This window comes from Streptomyces sp. NPDC029139, from assembly GCF_055564335.1.
In genome coordinates this window covers 5037-22890 of record NZ_JBVHWN010000027.1, presented here as the reverse complement: position 1 = coordinate 22890, position 17854 = coordinate 5037, and the positions used below count along the sequence as shown (strand labels likewise).

Genomic DNA, 17854 nt, shown 5'->3' with positions numbered 1-17854 from the left:
CGGCTCGATCCGGTCCCACATCGCATCAGTGATCACTAACCGGACAGACACATCCGATCAACTGATCAACCCATCAAAGAGACACGGCCTAGGCGTTCGGCAGGAAGCGGAGGGCCCATTCCGCGCGGTTCGCCACCGTCAGGTCGTCGTCCTCCGTCAGGGGCTGCAGGAGGGCACGGGAGCGGTCCGGGTCGGACTGGACCAGGTCGACGATCTCGGTCGCGAGGGCGTCCTGGTCGTCGCCGAGGTCGACGGTCGAGGCCCGCAGCAGGGCGGGCAGAGCCTCGGGGCCGCCGATCGCGGCGAGGACGCCGCCGAGGAGTTCGCGGGCGTAGGCGTTCTCCTCGGCGAGGGCGCGGTCCAGTTCGGACTGGAGCCGGGGGAGCAGCGCGGCGTCGCCCGAGGCGGCGATCTCGTCCGCCAGGTCGATCGTCTCGTCGACGTCGGCGTCGAGGTCGTCCAGCATCGCGGTGAGCCGGGTCAGCAGGTCGGTCATGGTGCCTCCAGGAATGCGCCGTCCGTCAGGACGGGGACGGTCTCCGAGGTGTCGACCTCGGCGGCCACCGCCACATCCTGCGGATAGCCGTACTCGTACAGTTCACGCCCCGAATCGCACCGGCGCAGCACCGCCGCGGGGTCCTCCGTCGCCTCCCACAGCGCGGCCGCCGCCCGCGCCTCGGGGGTCGGCTCGTGGGGGCTCCGGGCGGACAGCGCCGACAGTGCCGACAGGACGGCACCGGCGCCCAGCACGTCCTCCAGCGCCGGGCGCAGGGAGCCGTCCGGCCACCGTTCGCCCGAGGCGATGACGGCGAGAGGGCGGGCCCCGGAGCCGCAACCCTGTTCCGTGAGCCACCGCGCGACCGCCGTGCGGTTACGGAGCGAGGCGGCGACCACCGGCGTGCCACCCGCCTCGGCGGCGATGGTGGAACCGTTCGGGGACGGCAGGACGAGGCGCGCAGGCGGCGGGGCGGCGCGCAGGGCGGCCGGGGAGAGCGACCAGGGGTGCTCGGGTGTCGCCTCGCTCCGGCCGACGGCGAGGGTCGCGTCCAGCTTCGCCGCGTACTCCGCCGCCGTCGCGTCCCGCCAACGGTAGGGATACACGGCGGTGCCGGCCTCCACGGCGACGCCGACCGCCGTCGTGAAGGAGAGGACGTCGACGACGACCAGGCAGGCGGCGTCCCGGGCGAGGACGGCCGCCTCCGTCGGTCCCCACCCGAAGGTGACGCCCATCAGACTTCCGTCACCTTGCCGTCCGCGACCTCGACGCGGCGGGTCGTGCGGACCGCGTCGAGCATGCGGCGGTCGTGGGTGACCAGGAGCAGCGTGCCCGTGTACGAGTCGAGCGCGGCTTCCAGCTGCTCGATGGCCGGCAGGTCCAGGTGGTTGGTCGGCTCGTCGAGCACCAGCAGGTTCACGCCGCGGCCCTGCAGCAGGGCCAGTGCGGCGCGGGTGCGCTCACCCGGGGAGAGCGTGGTGGCGGGGCGCAGGACGTGCTCGGCCTTGAGTCCGAACTTCGCGAGGAGGGTCCGTACCTCGGCCGGCTCCGTCTCGGGCACCGCGGCGCAGAACGCGTCGAGCAGTGACTCCGAGCCGTGGAAGAGCTTCCGGGCCTGGTCGACCTCGCCGACGACGACGCCCGAGCCGAGCACCGCGTCCCCCGCGTCGAGCGGGAGCCGGCCGAGGAGCGCGGCGAGCAGCGTCGACTTGCCGGCCCCGTTCGCGCCGGTGATGGCGACGCGGTCGGCCCAGTCGATCTGGAGGGTGGCGGGCCCGAAGCGGAAGTCGCCGCGGCGGACCTCCGCCTCGCGCAGGGTCGCCACGACCGAGCCGGAGCGCGGGGCGGCGGCGATCTCCATCCGCAGCTCCCACTCCTTGCGGGGCTCGTCGACGACGTCGAGCCGCTCGATCATCCGCTGGGTCTGGCGGGCCTTCGCGGCCTGCTTCTCGCTGGCCTCGCTGCGGGCGTTGCGTCCGAGCTTGTCGCTGTCGGTGGCCTTGCGGCGGGCGTTCTTGACGCCCTTGTCCATCCAGGACCGCTGCATGTGGCCGCGCGCCTCGAGGGCGGCCTTCCGGCCCGCGTACTCCTCGAAGTCCTCGCGGGCGTGGCGGCGGGCGGTGTCCCGCTCGTCCAGGTACGCCTCGTAGCCGCCGCCGTAGAGGGTGATCTGCTGCTGGGCGAGGTCGAGTTCGAGGACCTTGGTGACCGTGCGGGTGAGGAACTCGCGGTCGTGGCTGATGACGACCGTGCCGGCGCGCAGCCCCTGTACGAAGGTCTCCAGCCGCTCCAGACCGTCGAGGTCGAGATCGTTGGTGGGCTCGTCGAGGAGGAAGACGTCGTAGCGGGAGAGGAGGAGGGAGGCGAGTCCGGCGCGGGCGGCCTGGCCGCCTGAGAGCGAGGTCATCGGCTGGTCGAGGCCGACGGTGAGGCCGAGCGAGGACGCGACCTCCTCGGCGCGCTCGTCCAGGTCGGCGCCGCCGAGGTCCAGCCAGCGCTCCAGACTGACGGCGTACGCGTCGTCGGCTCCCGGCGTCCCGTCGACCAGGCCCTGGGTGGCCTCGTCCATGGCGGCCTGGGCGGCCGCGACGCCGGTACGGCGGGCCAGGAACTCCCGTACGGTCTCACCCTCGCGCCGCTCGGGCTCCTGGGGAAGGTGACCGACGGTGGCGGTCGGCGGGGAGAGCTTCAGCTCTCCTTCCTCGGGAGTCTCGAGCCCGGCGAGCAGACGCAGCAGGGTCGACTTGCCGGCGCCGTTGACACCGACGAGGCCGATGACGTCGCCGGGGGCGACGACGAGGTCGAGGCCGGCGAAGAGGGAGCGTTCGCCGTGGCCGGCGGCGAGGTCCTTGGCGACGAGGGTTGCAGTCATCAGGACATGAATCCTAGGTCAGGCCCGCCGGTGCCTCCGTCTTCGCCGGGGGGGGCCGGCGCTCGACCGGGGCCGGTGGGCGACGGAGGGGGTCCGGGCGGTGGGGGACGGTGGGGCGCCGGGCGGTGGGCGACGCTGGGGCGCCGGTGGCGGAGGTGACCTCCATGACGGCCTCGGCCCTGCGACGGGCCCCGCCGCGACGCGGCGCGCTCCGGTGGCGGGGCCGGGTCGAGGGCGGCGCCCATAGGGGCGCCGGGGACGGGGCGACAGGGGCGAGGCGGTCGAGGCGCGCCACGCCTTGCCCTACCCGGTCGAAGGCAGTCGCGCACCCGGGCCCGCGCCACGTCGGCGTCACGGCCCCGTCGAAGGCGACGGCGGCGCGCCATCGTCGGCGGCGCGCGGCGCGTCGAAGGTGACGGCAGCTCGCCCGTCCTCGGCGGCGGCACGGCCGCGACGGGCGGCGGCCCGCCGATCCGGCGCCAGCGGCGACAACGGCGACAACGGCGAAGATCGTGACGCGGTGTGCGCGTCCAGGGTCCGGGATGGCGCGGCCCGGCTGGGGCTGCGGCCGGTCGCCTGAGGGCTCGGCTGGGGGCAGGCCGTCGACCCGGGCAGCCCGGCTGGGGCTGCGGCCGGACCGGCGGGATGCTCGGCTCCCGAGCGGGGCTGCGGCCGGACCGTCGGGGTGCCTCGGCTCCCGAGCGGGGCTGCGGCCGGACCGTCGGGGTGCCTCGGCTCCCGAGCGGGGCTGCGGCCGGACCGTCGGGATGCTCGGCTCCCGAGCGGGACTGTGACCGGTCCGGCGGGCAGGGGGCGGATCGCGTCGGGGCCCTGCCGGACGGTGGTCGGTAGGCCGCACCGGGGGTCACGGAGGCGCGGCTGCTCGTAGGGCCGCGGCGGCTCGCCGCGTCGACGACGGCGGTACGCCGACCGGCGGTACACCACGGCCCGGCCCCCGTACGAGGGCCGGGCCGGGTGTCACCTGGTCAGTTCCAGGGCTTCGCGTTGTTGTTGTCCGCGTCGATGCAGTTGCGGATCTGGCGGTCGAGGGCGTCCGCCTGGGCGCGCGCCTTGCGGGCCTCGGCCGTGGCGCCGAGGCGCTGGAGCTTCGCGGCCTTCGACCGGAGGTCGGCCGACTCCTGGCGCATCTTGCTGATGTTGCAGACGACCTTCTTGCCGGCCGCGTGGGCGGGCTCGGCCGTCACCGTCTGTCCGAGCAGCAGGCCCCCGGCCAGCAGCGTGGTGGCGGTGAGGGCGGTGAGGGTACGGCGCAGCGGCGTCGCGTATGTCATGTGGTTCTCCAACTTCCGGGCCGTGGGGACCCGTTCGTGGGTATGGTCAGTACCAGTCGGTAACTTTAACCCAGGGCGATCAAGGTCCCTGACCCGGCGTACCGGCCCCCGGTCGATCCGCCGCTCGAAGTCACCGTCGTACTGCTGGTGGCCCGGGATCACCGCGAGTTCGACACGGGACGAAGTGAACCCTCTCCCGTGAGGCGGCACCCCACGCGCGCCGGTTCTCCCGGGGCCGACTCGGCTGCTCAGCAGACCTCCACGGGCAGGCCCGTGGTGAGGCGGTAGGCCGCCCGGCCGTCGAGCAGCAGCGGCACGAGCGCGCGCTGGGACTGCCGGAGGGGGACGAGGACCCCGTCGCCGTCCCGCCGGACCGTGATCCCGTGCAGGGCGAGCTCGTCGCCGAACTCGGCGTACTGCGCGCGATCAAGGCGGTAGCCGCAGGGCGGGTCCTGGATCGTCTCGGCGGGCTCCGCCGGATCGTTGTCCGCTCCCCCGAGCAGCACCGGGCCACGGTCGGCGAACCCGGTGTGCCGGGCCGCCGCCGTGGCCGCTCCGAGCTGTCCGCGCCGCTCGTCCACATAGGCGAAGGCGCCTTTCAACGCGGCGAGTTGAGTGTTCACCCGTCGTCGCTGGTTGCGGGCGGTGTCGTCCTCCTCGGCCTGCGTCAGGGCTTCGACGCGGGTCTCGACGAGCAGGCCGACGGAGTGCTTGACGCCGGCCGTGTTGCGCAGGATCCGCTCCTGGCCGTCGCCCGCGACCTGCTTGACCGGCTTTCCGGTGAGGGGGTCGGTCCAGATCCCGTAGATGCCGCTGCTGTATCCGGCGGCCCCGGCCGACGGCCGGACGTAGGACTCCGACAAGGTGTGCGCCTCGTCGTGCACGCGCGCGTGGGTGTTCAGGTTGCGGGGCCAGAGCGCGAGCAGGTCCTTGTCGTAATGGGGTGAGGTCCCGCCGTACTCGTGCAGGTCGTAGATCACCTCCGGACGCCGGTCGCGGATCAGGGCGGCCAGCGCCCTGCCCTCGGCGGTGCGCAGCGCGATGTGGTCGCGGTTGACGTCGACCCCGTCGCTGTTGCCGCGGGTGTCGGCCTCGCGCCCGTCCGGGTTGGCGGAGGGAACGACGAGGACGGTGGTGCGGGAGAGGAAGCGGCGGGTCTCCTGGTCCCGGGCGAACGCCAGGTCACGCACGGTGGTCAGACATGCCTCCCGGCCGGACGGCTCGTCACCGTGCTGGCTGCAGACCAGCAGCACGGTGGTGCCGGAGCTGCCGTCGCCCACCGTGGCGAGCCGGAGCGGGCGGCCTTGCCGGGTCGTGCCGAGGGTGCGCACCGAGACGCGGTCGCTGCCCCGGTCGACGGCGGCGAGGAACGCCGTCTCCTCCGGTTCGGTGGTCCACCGGGCACCACCGGTCCGCTCGAAGCCCGTTCTGGGCGGCGGTGCGGGAGTCGCGGTGCCGGCGGCCTCCGCGGGCACCGCGACGAGCGGGAGACCGAGGGCGGCCAGGCCCGCCATGAGGGCGAGCGTGCGCCGGGCGCGGCGGGGCGGGGTGTGGGTCATCGGGCCTCACCCGGGACAGGGATGTCCGAGCGCGGGCGCCCGACACCGGTGAGCGGCTGCCCGGTTCGCGCCGGACGTGCGTCGACCGTACCGGCCGTCGCCCGGGTGAAGGCCGTGACGCCGCCGACGAGCGGCAGCTTCGCCGACGTACGGGCGAGGTCGAGGGTGATCGTCGGTGCGGAGGACGGTGGATCGAGGAGGTCCTTGTCCGTGCCGCCGACGATCAGGGCGAGCCGGTGTCCGGCCGGGACGACATGGTCGGTGGCCGCCAGGTTCAGCGTCATCGTGTACGCCCTGCCGGGGGTCAGCGGCCGGCCCTTACGGGGGTTCGCCCAGGTGCCCAGGTCCGCCCAGCCACGGCTGACGACGGTGAAGTCCACGTCCGCCGTACGGGCCTCGGTCTCCTTGAAGCAGGCGCTGTCGCCGCTCGTGCTCGCGCCCCAGCAGGTCCGCCTGTCGAGGGTGGTGATGCCCTCGCCGGCCGCCGCGTAGTCCCGGATCGTGTCCGGGCCGAGGTCGACGAGGACGGCCGTCAGATGGGCGGTCGTGGTCGTCGGTGTGGCGGTGAGGGTCACCGTGGAGGGGCCGGAGAGCCGCAGGTCGCGGGTGAGCGGCCGAGTGGCGAAGCCGGCCTTGGCGGGGGTCGACTCGTCGATCCGGGCGGCCCAGTCGATCTCGCCCAGGCCCGGGTCGTCGGTGAAGGTCTCCGTGGCGCCGGGGGCGGCGGGGGTACGGCCGAGGGCGCCGACACCGGGTGCGGTGCCCGTGCCGGGGCGCAGGGTGGTGGGCTCGGTGGCGCGCGGCGGCCAGACCTGGTCGGTGGTCCAGCGGTCCGGGGCGCGCTCGATGTCGGCCATCGGCTCGCGGTCGATGCCGTTGTCGTGACCGAGGAGGTAGTGGTCGAACCAGCGGTGCAGCGTACGGACCCAGTCGGCGCGCCGGAAGTCGAAGGGATCGACGTGGCCGGTCTGCGAGAGCCAGATCTTGCGCTCGACGCCCCGGGCGGCGAGGGCGTCCCACCACTGGCCGAAGTGGTTGGCGCGGACGTTGAGGTCCTGCCGGCCGTGCACGACGAAGACACTGGCCTTCACCTTGCCGGCGTCCGGGACGTGGTCGCGCTCGCTCCAGGCGGACGTCCAGTCGCCGCTGTACGGGGTCCCGGCCGTGATGCGGTCCTGGACCGAGCCGCAACGACTCTTGGCGGCGGGGCTGTTGACGTAGTCGGAGAGCCAGCTCGGGTTGGCGTTGTAGAGCGGCGCGCCCTGGGAGTGGAAGTAGTCGTACCAGGAGGAGATCGCGCCGATCGGCACGATGGTCTCCAGTCCCTCGACGCCGGTCGCGGCGACGCCGTTGGCGACGGTCCCGTCCCAGCTCTTGCCGATCATGCCGACCTTGCCGGTGGACCAGGTGGTGGCCCGGGCGCGGTCCGATCCCGTACGGGTGGTGTATCCGCGGGCCCGGCCGTTCAGCCAGTCGACGACGGCCTTGGCGGACTGGACGTCGGAGCGCCCGCCGACGTCGTCGCAGCCGTCGGAGCGGTTGGTGCCGGCGAGGTCGACGGCGACGAAGGCGTATCCGCGGGGTACGAAGTAGTTGTCGTAGAACAGCGGGAACTGGACGGGCTTCCCTGCCGCGTCGTAGGTCTTCTTCTGGCCTTCGTTGCCGCGCCCGCAACAGGCGTAGTACGGACTGGCGTCCATGATGACGGGGATCTTCCGGCCCGCGGCGGCGGGTTCCCGGGGCCGGACGATGTCGGCGGCGACGCGGTCGGTGCGGCCGTCGCCGTCCCCGTCGAGGCCGGTGTCCACCCAGACGGACTCACGGATCGCGTCGGCGTAGGAGTGGACGGGCCTGGACTCCGCCACGGGTGACGTCGCCCGGGCTCCGGTCGGGGGCACCAGCGCGGTCATCAGGGCGGCCGCGCCGGCCGCCACCAGGGTTCTGCACGACAGACGGGCTCTGCGGGTTCTCCGCACAGGTATCGGCATGGGGCGGAACGTACCTCGGTCAACTCCCGAGCAAAAGAGTGCCGTCGAGGGGCGGGTGGTTCGTTTCGGCCGAATGGCGATCGTGTGGCAGGAGGTGCTCTGGACGTGACGTCGCGTCGGGTGCTGAATAGCGTCGTTAAGGACCGAACACCATTCACGCTTCTTACAAGTGAGGAGCTCTGCATGCACCGCAGACTTGTCGTTCCGAGCGCACTCGCGGCCGCTCTCCTGCTGGCGATCCCGGCATCGGCCGCGGACTACGTCCCGGGCGCGTCGGGCATCGGTGATCCCTACTACCCGGCCAGTGGCAACGGCGGTTACGACGTCTCCCACTACGACCTGCGGCTGACGTACCAGCCCGCCACCGACCTCCTGGAGGGCACGGCGACGATCCTCGCCACGACCACCCAGAACCTCTCCCGCTTCAACCTCGACCTCGGGCTGAAGGTCAGTGAGGTGCGGGTCAACGGCAAGAAGGCGGCGTTCACCACCAGCGGCGAGCAGGAGCTGGTGATCACCCCGGTGGCCCCGCTGGAGAAGAACCGTTCGATCTCGGTCGTCGTGCGGTACGCGGGCAAGCCCTCCGAGGTGAAGATCGGTGGCTGGACCGCCTGGCATCGCACGCCCGACGGCGGCGTCGCCGCCCAGGAGCCGGACTCGGCCGCGTGGTGGTTCCCGTCCAACGACCACCCCCTGGACAAGGCGACCTTCGACGTCTCGGTCTCCGTACCGGACGGCACGCAGGCGATCAGCAACGGCGTGCTGCAGTCGCAGTCCTCGCGGCTCGGCCGGACCCGCTTCAACTGGCGCTCCGACAAGCCGCAGGCGACCTATCTGGCGACGCTCGCCGTCGGGAAGTTCGACATCACCACGGACACGACGGCGAACGGCCTTCCGGTCCTCAACGCGTACAGCAAGGACCTCGGCGGCAACGCCGGCGCGGCCCGGGCGAGCATCGAGCGGACCACCGAGGTCGCGGAGTGGCTGGAGGGGGTCTTCGGGCCGTATCCCTTCAACGCGCTGGGAGGGTACGTCCCCAACGTGACCAGCGGCTACGCGCTGGAGACGCAGACCCGCCCGTTCTACAGCCCGCGGCAGTTCGCCAACGGGGCGAACGTGTCGGTGGTCGTGCACGAGCTGGCGCACCAGTGGTACGGCGACAGCGTCTCGGTCCACCACTGGAAGGACATCTGGGTCAACGAGGGCTTCGCCCGCTACAGCCAGTGGCTGTGGTCGGAGAAGGAGGGCGAGGGCACGGCCCAGGAGCTGGCGGACTACGTCTACGCGACGCGCGCGGCCGAGGACCCGTTCTGGACGGTCGAGCCGGGCGATCCGGGTCCGGACAACCAGTTCCACATCGCCGTGTACGACCGGGGCGCGCTGGCGCTCCAGGCGCTGCGCAACGAGGTCGGGGACGAGGACTTCTTCGCGATCCTCAAGGGCTGGCCGACGGAGTTCGCGCACGGCAACGCCAAGGTCGGGGACTTCGTACGGTACGCCGAGCGGGTCTCGGGCAAGCCGCTGGCCGCGCTCTTCGACACCTGGCTGTACCAGCCGGTGAAGCCGGCGGCGCCGGCCGCCGCGGAGGCGGGCGTGTCGGCGAGGTCGGCGGCGGCCGACGCTCCGGCGTCGCCGCGGACCGTGCCCGTGCCCGTGCAGCCGGAGTCCTGGAAGAAGATCGCGGAGACGAACACGATCCACGAGCACGAGGGACCCGCCGGGCACGACGGGCACTGAGCGCGCGCGGGGGCGCGCCGCCACCGCCTCCTGGGGCGGGGCGGGGCGCCTTCCCGCGCCGCGGGTAGGCTCGCGCGCCGTACGCATCGGAAAGGCGGGAGCGGGCGGTGGCGGCTGTGGCACGGGAGCGGTACGGCGATCCGGCGGTACGGGAGGCCGTGGCCGAGCGGGTCCGCACCGAGTGGGGGCTCGAACTGCCCGCCTCCTTCCCTCCCTTCCTCGACTTCCTCGCTGGGCTCGGACCGGTCGAGGAGCGGGCGCTGCGGGACCTGGAGATGGCGCCGCACGGCGTCATGGACCTGTTCGCGGACCCCTCGGCGCTCCCCCGTGAGGGCCTCGACCTCCGCGTGCACGGGCGGTACTACCGCGATCCGCCCGAGTTCCTGACCTTCCTGCACGGCGGCTCCGACGGCCTCCACTTCGGGCTCTGGTCCGACGACGGGCGCACGTGCGACGGCGTCGCCTCGTACCACACGCACGACGGCGGCGGCATCGAGCGGCGTCACCGCACCCCGCTGGAGGCGGTGCGGGCCCGGATCGAGGGGGCACACCGCGATCTCGCCGACCACGCGGCCGACGGCGACGAGGAGGAGGCCGTACGGCTCGCGGACCTCGGGCGGCTTCGGGCGGCCCTCATGTAGTGCGGGACGGGCGAGCGTACGGAGACCGGGCTCGCGTACGCGGAGGCGTACACGCACACCCGGCAGCCGGTCGACAGCGACCGGATCACGACCCTGGACGAAGCGGGCGCCCTCGCGTCCGGGGCGACGGCGCTGGACCGTCCGCCGCACGGCGGGGCCGACGCGTACCGCTTCGGCGCGTCCGTGGACGAGCTGTTCGAGGACACGGAGGCGCGCAGGAAGGCCAGGGACGAGGCCCTGCGGCGAGCCGCCGCCGGCGATCCGACCGAGGCGCTGGTGCTCGGGCGGGACCTGCACTGGGCGTCGTACGGCGAGCCGGAGCGCGAGGAGTACGCCCGCGAACTGCTGGCCGTGGCCTACCGGGATCTCGGCCGGCCGGCCCTCGCCGGCATCGCCGGGGCCCATCACCGCCACCGCGCGCTGCCGAGCGTGGACGTGCTGCGGGCGGCGCGCTGAGCGGCGCGGACCCACGCGAGAGCGCTTTCCCGGGCGGCCCCCTCGGCGGCCGCCACCGGTTACCCTCGACGCTGTCAGCACCGTCACCCACCGTGCCCGTGAGGAGCCACCCTTGAGCGAGTCGACGTCCGGGACGCGCCCGACCCTGGAAGCCGTCGCCGCGCGCGCCGGGGTCTCCCGGGCGACGGTGTCCCGCGTCGTCAACGGCGGGGCCGGGGTCCGCGAGGTGCTGGCCGAGAAGGTGCGCGAGGCCGTCGAGGAACTCGGCTACATCCCGAACCACGCGGCGCGGACCCTGGTGACCCGGCGCAACGGCGCCGTCGCCGTGATCATCGCCGAGCCGGAGTTCCGGATCTTCTCCGACCCGTTCTTCGAGCGGCAGGTGCGCGGGATCAGCCGGGAACTGACCGCCCACGACGCCCAGTTGGTGCTGCTCTGGGTGGAGGGGCCGGGCGACCACGAGCGGATCGCCCGCTATCTGGGGGGCGGGCATGTGGACGGGGCACTGGCCTTCTCGCTCCACAACGCCGACGCGCTGCCCGAGATCGTCCGGCGCGTCCAGGTGCCCACGGTCTTCGGCGGGCGCCCGGGCTGGACGGGCCCCGAGGGCGAGCCACCGGTCCCGTACGTCGACTGCGACAACCGCGGCGGAGCCCGCGCCGCGGTGCGGCATCTGCGCACGCTCGGCCGCCGGAACATCGCGCACATCACCGGCCCGCGCGACCAGACGTCCGCGCTCGACCGACTCGACGGATACCGGGACGAACTGCCGGACGCCGGGCCCGGCCTGATCGCCGAGGGGGCGTTCACGGAGGAGAGCGGGGCCCGGGCGATGAGCGAGCTCCTGAGCCGCCGGCCCGACCTGGACGCCGTGTTCGCGGCCAACGACCTGATGGCCTCGGGCGCGCTGCGGGTGCTGCGCGAGCAGGGCCGGCGCGTTCCCGAGGACGTGGCGCTCGTCGGCTTCGACGACATGCGGTCGGTGGCCGAGGCGACCGATCCCCCGCTCACGACGGTTCGTCAGGACATCGAGGGCATGGGGCGGTTGATGGTACGGATCCTGATGCGCACCCTCGACGGCGCGGGCGTCGCCGAGCCCGTGATCACGCCGACCGAGCTGGTCCGACGCGCCTCCGCGTGAGGATCACGCCTCGCAATCCCCCGTAAGGGCCTTGAACCGAGGGGCGAACGGCCCCGGTACATCGAGCTGTTACGCGTTCGACTCTTGACGGGAACCTCACCGGGAAGGCACGCTCCTGACGCATTCCTGAGAGCGCTCTCAACACGGAGGCTTCCCATGCCCACTCCCCGAGCCGCCCGATCGACCGTCGCCCGTCTCGGCACCGTCGTCCTCACCGGGGCCCTGCTCGCCGCCTGCGGATCCGGCGGATCCGACAACGCCTCCGACAGCGCCGGCGGAAAGGTCACGATCACCGTCGACCTCTACGGCTCCTTCGGCTACAAGGAGGCCGGGCTGTACGCCGCGTACGAGAAGCTGCACCCGAACGTCACCATCAAGCAGACCGACACCGAGGACGAGCAGGACTACTGGAAGTCGCTGCAGACCCGGCTGGCGGGCGGAGGCGGGCTCGCCGACGTCCAGGGCATCGAGGTCGGCCGGATCGCCTCGGTGACCCAGCAGCAGGCGGACCGGTTCGAGGACCTGACGAAGTACGGCGCGGACGCGCTGAAGGGCGAGTTCGCCGAGGCCAAGTGGTCCGCCGCGACCACGAAGGACGGCAAGGTCCTCGGCCTCGGCACGGATGTCGGTCCCGAGGCCATGTGCTACCGCACGGACCTCTTCCGGCAGGCCGGACTCCCCACGGACCGCACCGAGCTGGCCCAGAAGTGGGCCACCTGGGACGGCTATCTGGAGCTCGGCCGGCAGTACAAGGCCAAGGCCCCGGCCAAGAGCGCCTGGATGGACAGCGTCGGCAGCCTCTACACGGTCATGGTCGGCCAGGAGAAGGAGCGGTACTACGACGCCTCGGGGAAGCTGATCTACGCCGACAACCCGGCCGTGAAGACGGCGTGGGAGACCTCGGCGAAGGCCGCGCAGGAGGGCCTGAGCGCGAAGCTCGACCAGTGGTCACCCCAGTGGAACCAGGCGTTCTCGGCCGGCTCCTTCGCGACGCTCCCCTGCCCCGCGTGGATGCTCGGCTACATCAAGGGCCAGGCAGGTGACGCGGGCAAGGGCAAGTGGGACATCGCCAAGCTGCCCGGCGGCGCCGGGAACTGGGGTGGCTCCTATCTCTCCGTACCGCGCGCGGCGAAGCACAAGAAGGAGGCGTACGAGCTGATCAAGTGGCTCACCGCCCCCGAGCAGCAGGCGACGCTCTTCACGAAGCAGGGGAACTTCCCGTCCTCCACGGACGCCATCGCCCAGGTCGCGTCGGCGACGGACCCGTACTTCTCCGGGGCGCCGATCGGCCAGATCTTCGGTGACGCGGCCAAGGCCTCTCCGGTGCAGGTGCTCGGGGTCCACGACAAGAACGTCGCCGACCAGATCACCAACGCGCTGAGCGAGGTGGAGCGCAAGGGCACGAGCCCGGAGAAGGCCTGGTCGAACGCCCGGAAGGGCGTGGAGAACGCCATCGGCTGACCGGGCGCGGGGGGCCGGGCGCGCCTCGGCCCCCGGCCGCGTCCCCTGCACGGCCCCCGGCCTGTCGCGTCCGTTCCTCCGCCGGTGTCTCGCGCAGCCTCCGGGCCCCGGCCCGCCCTGTCGCGTCCGTTCCTCCGCCGACCGTCGCGCCGGCTCCCGCGCCCCGGCCCCCGGCCTGTCGCGTCGGCCCCGTCCCGCCCCGCCCCTCCGCACTCCCCCTGACCCGAAGGGCCGCACCGTGACCCTGACCGCCTCCGGGCCGGCGACGGCGCCCGTCCCGCCGCCGCCGGCCCGGTCCACCCGCCCGGCACCCCGCCGCAGATGGGCCGCGCTCGTCCCGTACGCCTATCTCGCCCCGTTCTTCACCCTGTTCGCGGCGTTCGGGCTCTTCCCGCTCCTCTACACCGCCTTCGTCTCGCTCTACCGGGTCGAACTGCAGACCCCCGGCGACATGGAGTGGCGCGGGCTCGACAACTACGCGGCGCTGCTCACCGACGAGTTCTTCTGGACCGCCCTGCGCAACACCTTCACCATCGGGGTCCTGTCCACGGTGCCGCAGCTCGCCATGGCCCTCGGCCTCGCGCATCTGCTCCACTACAAGCTGCGCGGCCGGACCTTCTTCCGTACCGCGATGCTGCTGCCGTACGCGACCTCCGTGGCCGCCGCCACCCTCGTCTTCGCCCAGCTCTTCGGCCGGGACTTCGGGCTCGTCAACTACGCCCTGTCGCTGGTGGGGTTCGGCCCCGTCGACTGGCAGAACGGCACGCTCGCCTCTCAGGTCGCCGTCTCCTCGATCGTCGTCTGGCGCTGGACCGGCTACAACGCCCTGATCTACCTCGCCGGGATGCAGTCCATCCCCGCCGAGCTGTACGAGGCGGCGGAGATGGACGGCGCCTCGCGGTGGCGGCAGTTCTTCCACGTCACCCTGCCCGGGCTGCGTCCCACGATCGTCTTCACCACCGTCGTCTCCACGATCGGCGCCACCCAGCTGTTCGGTGAGCCGCTGCTCTTCGAGGGGTCGATCTCGGGCGGTATCTCGCACCAGTACCAGACCCTCGGGCTCTATCTGTACGAACAGGGCTGGGGCTTCTTCCACCTGGGCCGGGCCGCGGCCATCGCCTGGCTGATGTTCCTGCTCATCCTCATGCTGGTCGGGGTCAACGCCCTGTTCCTGCGCCGCCGTGCACGGAAGGAGCGCCGGTCATGAGCACGCGAGTCGCCGGCCGTACGGGCCACGGGGGCCGGATCACGTACGCGATCCTCGTCCTGGCCGTTCTCGTCTCCGCCTTCCCGTTCTACTGGACGATCGTCGCCGCGAGCCGATCCAACGCCGATCTGGCGCAGGTGCCGCCGACGCTGCTGCCGGGGCCGAACCTCTTCCGGAACTTCGAGGCGGTCATGGAGGAGGCCGACATCGGCACGGCCCTCCTCAACTCCCTGGTGGTCTCCGGCTCCATCACGGTCGGCACCGTGCTGTGCTGCACGCTGGCCGGGTTCGCCTTCGCCAAGCTGCGCTTCCGCGGCAGGGGCGCGCTGCTCGCGATCACGGTCGGCACGATGATGATCCCGCCGCAGCTCGGAGTGATCCCGCTGTTCATGCTGATCGCCGAACTGGGCTGGGTGAACCAGCTGCAGTCGGTGATCCTGCCCGGTCTGGTCTCCGCCTTCGGCGTCTTCTTCATGCGCCAGTACCTGGTGCAGTCGCTGCCGGACGAGCTGATCGAGGCGGCGCGGGTCGACGGGGCGTCCTCCGCCCGGATCTTCTGGTCGATCGTGGTGCCCGTCGCCCGGCCCGGGATGGCGGTGCTCGGGCTGCTCACCTTCATGGCCGCCTGGAACGACTTCTTCTGGCCGATCGTCGCCCTGTCCTCGCAGGAGCCGACCGTGCAGGTCGCGCTGCGCCAGCTCGGCGGCGGTTACGTCCACGACCAGTCGGTGATCATGGCGGGCACGCTGCTCGGCACGCTGCCGGTGCTGCTCGTCTTCGGCCTGCTCGGCCGGCAGATCGTGGGCGGCATCATGCAGGGCGCCGTCAAGGGCTGAGCCTTTCCCGGGGCCGGTCCGCTTCTGGTCCGACCCGCTTCCCGGTCCGGCCCGTTTTCCTGGTCCGACCCGCTTCCCGGTCCGATCCGCTCCTGGCTCGACCCGCTTCCCGGTCCGATGCGCTCTCTCGGTCCGATCCGCTTCGCCGATCCGTATGCCGGTCCGATCCGTATCCCCCCTCATTCACAGGAGTTCTCCGTTCATGAACGCTCTCTTCCCTGACGGGTTCCGCTGGGGCACGGCGACGGCCGCCTACCAGATCGAGGGGGCGGCGGCCGAGGACGGCCGTACCGCGTCCATCTGGGACACCTTCAGCCGTACGCCGGGCAAGGTGCGCAACGGCGACACGGGTGACATCGCCGCCGACCACTACCACCGGATGCGGGAGGACGTGGCCCTGATGAAGGAGCTGGGCCTCACCGACTACCGCTTCTCCCTCTCCTGGCCCCGGGTCCAGCCGACCGGGCGGGGGCCCGCCGTCCAGAAGGGCCTCGACTTCTACCGGGGGCTGGCCGACGAGCTCCTCGACGCCGGCATCCGGCCGGTCGCCACCCTCTACCACTGGGATCTGCCCCAGGAGCTCGAGGACGCCGGGGGCTGGCCGGAGCGCGCGACGGCGGAGCGGTTCGCCGAGTACGCGGGCCTCGCCGCCGAGGCTCTCGGCGACCGGATCACCACCTGGACGACCCTCAACGAGCCCTGGTGCGCGGCTTTTCTGGGGTACGGATCCGGGGTCCACGCCCCGGGCCGCACCGACGACGCGGCCGCGCTGCGCGCCGCCCACCATCTCAATCTGGCGCACGGCATGGCCGCCCAGGTCCTGCGCGCGTCCGTGCCCGCCACGGCGGAGCTGTCGCTGACGCTCAACCTCCATGTGATCAGAGCCCTCTCCGAGGCCCCGGAGGATGTGGACGCGGCCCGCCGCATCGACGCCGTCGGGAACCGGCTCTTCCTCGACCCGGTGTTCCACGGCCGCCTGCCGGCGGATCTGGTGCGGGACACCGAACGGATCACGGACTGGTCCTTCGTACGGGACGGGGATCTGGACGTGATCTCCACGCCGGTCGACTCGCTCGGGATCAACTACTACTCCCCCACCGTCGTCGGCGCAGGCACCTCGGAGTCCCCCTCGCCGTGGCCCGGTGCGGCGGACCGGGTGCGGTTCCTGCCCGCGCCGGGTCCGCGCACGGCGATGGACTGGCCGGTGGACGCGGAGGGCCTGTACGAGCTGCTGGTCCGGCTGCGCGACGAGCTGCCCGGCCTGCCGCTGCTGATCACCGAGAACGGTGCCGCGTACGACGACTACGCCGACCCGGAGGGCGCGGTCCATGACCCGGAGCGGGTGGCGTACGTCGACGCCCACCTCTCCGCCGTGCACCGTGCGATCGCCGACGGCGCCGACGTCCGCGGGTACTTCCTGTGGTCGCTCCTCGACAACTTCGAGTGGGCCTACGGCTACGGCAAGCGGTTCGGCATCGTCCATGTGGACTTCCCGAGCCAGCGCCGTACGCCGAAGGACAGCGCCCGCTGGTACGCGGAGGTGATCAGGCGCGGCGGTCTGGCCCGCTGAGCCTCGCCTCACGGCGCGCCTCACAGGCGATCGGCAGATAGCGCAGCCGCTCGGGGAGTAGGGGCACCACGATCCGTACGACCCGGGCGAACCGGCGCAGCCGCCGCTCCTGCCCGGCGCTCCACTCCAGGCCGATGGCCTCGCGGGCGTCCGGCGGCAGCAGGCCGACGGTGACGAAGGAGCGGAAGCGGGCGAGCCGGGGCAGAAGCACCGGCCACAGCGCTCCGAGCAGGAGCCGCAGGGGCAGGGGGCCCCGGTCGGGCGGCGGTACGGGCTGGTCGGTGGCGACCAGTTCGCGCACGACGACGGTGGCCTCCAGCTCGCCGAGCATCCTGCGGTAGTAGGGCCAGAACTGCTCGACCGTCTGCGGCATGTCCCGGTCGTGGATGCCGAGGATGCGGCCGACCCGGAGCCACTCGGCGTAGAGCTGCCGTTCCTGGGCCTCGGTGAGCGGGCGGTGGAGCAGGCGCAGGCCGTGCCGGTAGACGGGGAAGCCGGTGGCGTGGACCCAGGCGTAGTTCGCGGGGGTGAGCGCGTGGTAGGGGCGACCGTGGGTGTCGAGACCCTGGATGGTCCGGTGGAGCCTGCGGAGCCGGCGTCCCTCCTCGGCCGCGGCCTCGCCGCCATACACCCAGAGCAGCGCGGAGCGCAGCGAGCGCTCGCCTCGGCCCCAGGGGTCGGTACGGAAGACGGAGTGCGCGTCGACGCCGGCGCCGACGGCGGGGTGGGCGACCTGGAGGACGAGCGCGGCGGGCAGCATGAGCAGCCCCCGGACGTCCCCGGCGATGCTCCACAGCACCCCGCCCACGGGCGGCGGCGCGGGCGCCTCATCCGACTGCCGCACGACAGACGTCGCGGCGGGCGTCGCGCCGTCCGGCGCGCCGGGCGTCGCGTTCGGCGGCGGGTCCTGGCGTTCCGGGTGCGCGGGGTCCCGGGCTCCGGTCATGGGGCATCCTCCTTACGTTCTCAGCCTGCCCCGGCCGGTCCTTCCCGGCAAAAGGCACACATGGATCGGGGCCGGGGGGGGGGGGGGGGGGGGGGGGGGGGGGGGAAGGGGGGGGGGGGGGGGGGGGGTGGGGGGGGGGGGGGGGGGGGGGCG

At 73.0% G+C, this 17854-nt stretch carries 15 protein-coding genes; 8 read left to right on the top strand and 7 right to left on the bottom strand.

Annotation, left to right across the window (positions count from 1 at the left end):
* Positions 1–88: 88 nt before the first annotated feature.
* The 6 genes from ACZ4VW_RS32055 to ACZ4VW_RS32030 all read right to left on the bottom strand — a co-directional run bounded on the left by ACZ4VW_RS32055 (position 89) and on the right by ACZ4VW_RS32030 (position 7706).
* Positions 89–496: a hypothetical protein gene (locus tag ACZ4VW_RS32055; RefSeq protein ID WP_467968585.1), complete on the bottom strand. Its 408-nt coding sequence runs from the start codon at positions 494–496 to the stop codon at positions 89–91.
* Positions 493–1230, bottom strand: a complete 738-nt coding sequence (locus tag ACZ4VW_RS32050) for a 2-phosphosulfolactate phosphatase (RefSeq protein ID WP_467968583.1) — start codon at positions 1228–1230, stop codon at positions 493–495. Before ACZ4VW_RS32050 ends, ACZ4VW_RS32055 begins: the two co-directional genes overlap by 4 nt.
* Complete coding sequence (locus ACZ4VW_RS32045; protein ID WP_467968581.1) at positions 1230–2867, bottom strand: ABC-F family ATP-binding cassette domain-containing protein; 1638 nt, start codon at positions 2865–2867, stop codon at positions 1230–1232. Before ACZ4VW_RS32045 ends, ACZ4VW_RS32050 begins: the two co-directional genes overlap by 1 nt.
* A gap of 986 nt (positions 2868–3853) precedes the next feature.
* On the bottom strand, positions 3854–4159 hold the full coding sequence (locus tag ACZ4VW_RS32040) for a hypothetical protein (protein ID WP_467968579.1): 306 nt from the start codon (positions 4157–4159) through the stop codon (positions 3854–3856).
* A 248-nt stretch (positions 4160–4407) separates the two neighbouring features.
* A complete protein-coding gene (locus ACZ4VW_RS32035; RefSeq protein ID WP_467968577.1) occupies positions 4408–5718 on the bottom strand; it encodes a M14 family metallopeptidase in 1311 nt (436 codons plus the stop codon).
* On the bottom strand, positions 5715–7706 hold the full coding sequence (locus ACZ4VW_RS32030; protein ID WP_467968575.1) for a Xaa-Pro dipeptidyl-peptidase: 1992 nt from the start codon (positions 7704–7706) through the stop codon (positions 5715–5717). The genes ACZ4VW_RS32035 and ACZ4VW_RS32030 overlap by 4 nt, the downstream gene beginning before the upstream one ends.
* Before the next feature lie 183 nt (positions 7707–7889).
* Here ACZ4VW_RS32030 and ACZ4VW_RS32025 point away from each other — a divergent pair, with 183 nt between their 5' ends.
* From ACZ4VW_RS32025 to ACZ4VW_RS31990, 8 genes are all read left to right on the top strand, one after another.
* Complete coding sequence (locus ACZ4VW_RS32025) at positions 7890–9443, top strand: M1 family metallopeptidase (protein ID WP_467968573.1); 1554 nt, start codon at positions 7890–7892, stop codon at positions 9441–9443.
* Positions 9444–9550: 107 nt separating this feature from the next.
* Entirely contained in the window at positions 9551–10084 is a 534-nt protein-coding gene (locus ACZ4VW_RS32020) for an ADP-ribosylation family protein (RefSeq protein WP_467968571.1), read from the top strand.
* Between the two features lie 183 nt (positions 10085–10267).
* On the top strand, positions 10268–10540 hold the full coding sequence (locus ACZ4VW_RS32015) for a hypothetical protein (protein ID WP_467968569.1): 273 nt from the start codon (positions 10268–10270) through the stop codon (positions 10538–10540).
* Positions 10541–10652: 112 nt separating this feature from the next.
* Positions 10653–11681, top strand: a complete 1029-nt coding sequence (locus ACZ4VW_RS32010; RefSeq protein ID WP_467968567.1) for a LacI family DNA-binding transcriptional regulator — start codon at positions 10653–10655, stop codon at positions 11679–11681.
* Between the two features lie 156 nt (positions 11682–11837).
* The gene (locus tag ACZ4VW_RS32005) at positions 11838–13142 is read left to right on the top strand and encodes an ABC transporter substrate-binding protein (RefSeq protein ID WP_467968565.1); all 1305 of its coding nucleotides are present in this window, start codon (positions 11838–11840) and stop codon (positions 13140–13142) included.
* A 238-nt stretch (positions 13143–13380) separates the two neighbouring features.
* A complete protein-coding gene (locus ACZ4VW_RS32000; protein WP_467968563.1) occupies positions 13381–14349 on the top strand; it encodes a carbohydrate ABC transporter permease in 969 nt (322 codons plus the stop codon).
* Positions 14346–15185, top strand: coding sequence for a carbohydrate ABC transporter permease (locus ACZ4VW_RS31995; protein ID WP_467968561.1), 840 nt, complete (start codon positions 14346–14348; stop codon positions 15183–15185). Before ACZ4VW_RS32000 ends, ACZ4VW_RS31995 begins: the two co-directional genes overlap by 4 nt.
* 202 nt (positions 15186–15387) lie before the next feature.
* Positions 15388–16755, top strand: a complete 1368-nt coding sequence (locus tag ACZ4VW_RS31990) for a GH1 family beta-glucosidase (protein WP_467968559.1) — start codon at positions 15388–15390, stop codon at positions 16753–16755.
* Here ACZ4VW_RS31990 and ACZ4VW_RS31985 read toward each other — a convergent pair.
* Positions 16730–17701 (bottom strand): oxygenase MpaB family protein, encoded by a 972-nt coding sequence (locus ACZ4VW_RS31985; protein ID WP_467968557.1) that lies wholly within the window; start codon positions 17699–17701, stop codon positions 16730–16732. The genes ACZ4VW_RS31990 and ACZ4VW_RS31985 overlap by 26 nt on opposite strands.
* Positions 17702–17854 lie beyond the last annotated feature (153 nt).

What these genes read in the sequence shown, in the direction of transcription:
- ACZ4VW_RS32005 (WP_467968565.1), top strand. Translation starts at nt 11,838, where the DNA reads ATGCCCACTCCCCGAGCCGCCCGATCGACCGTCGCCCGTCTCGGCACC.
- ACZ4VW_RS31995 (WP_467968561.1), top strand. Translation starts at nt 14,346, where the DNA reads ATGAGCACGCGAGTCGCCGGCCGTACGGGCCACGGGGGCCGGATCACG.
- ACZ4VW_RS31990 (WP_467968559.1), top strand. Translation starts at nt 15,388, where the DNA reads ATGAACGCTCTCTTCCCTGACGGGTTCCGCTGGGGCACGGCGACGGCC.
- ACZ4VW_RS32055 (WP_467968585.1), bottom strand. Translation starts at nt 496, where the DNA reads ATGACCGACCTGCTGACCCGGCTCACCGCGATGCTGGACGACCTCGAC.
- ACZ4VW_RS32025 (WP_467968573.1), top strand. Translation starts at nt 7,890, where the DNA reads ATGCACCGCAGACTTGTCGTTCCGAGCGCACTCGCGGCCGCTCTCCTG.
- ACZ4VW_RS32050 (WP_467968583.1), bottom strand. Translation starts at nt 1,230, where the DNA reads ATGGGCGTCACCTTCGGGTGGGGACCGACGGAGGCGGCCGTCCTCGCC.
- ACZ4VW_RS32035 (WP_467968577.1), bottom strand. Translation starts at nt 5,718, where the DNA reads ATGACCCACACCCCGCCCCGCCGCGCCCGGCGCACGCTCGCCCTCATG.
- ACZ4VW_RS32030 (WP_467968575.1), bottom strand. Translation starts at nt 7,706, where the DNA reads ATGCCGATACCTGTGCGGAGAACCCGCAGAGCCCGTCTGTCGTGCAGA.
- ACZ4VW_RS31985 (WP_467968557.1), bottom strand. Translation starts at nt 17,701, where the DNA reads ATGACCGGAGCCCGGGACCCCGCGCACCCGGAACGCCAGGACCCGCCG.
- ACZ4VW_RS32045 (WP_467968581.1), bottom strand. Translation starts at nt 2,867, where the DNA reads ATGACTGCAACCCTCGTCGCCAAGGACCTCGCCGCCGGCCACGGCGAA.
- ACZ4VW_RS32040 (WP_467968579.1), bottom strand. Translation starts at nt 4,159, where the DNA reads ATGACATACGCGACGCCGCTGCGCCGTACCCTCACCGCCCTCACCGCC.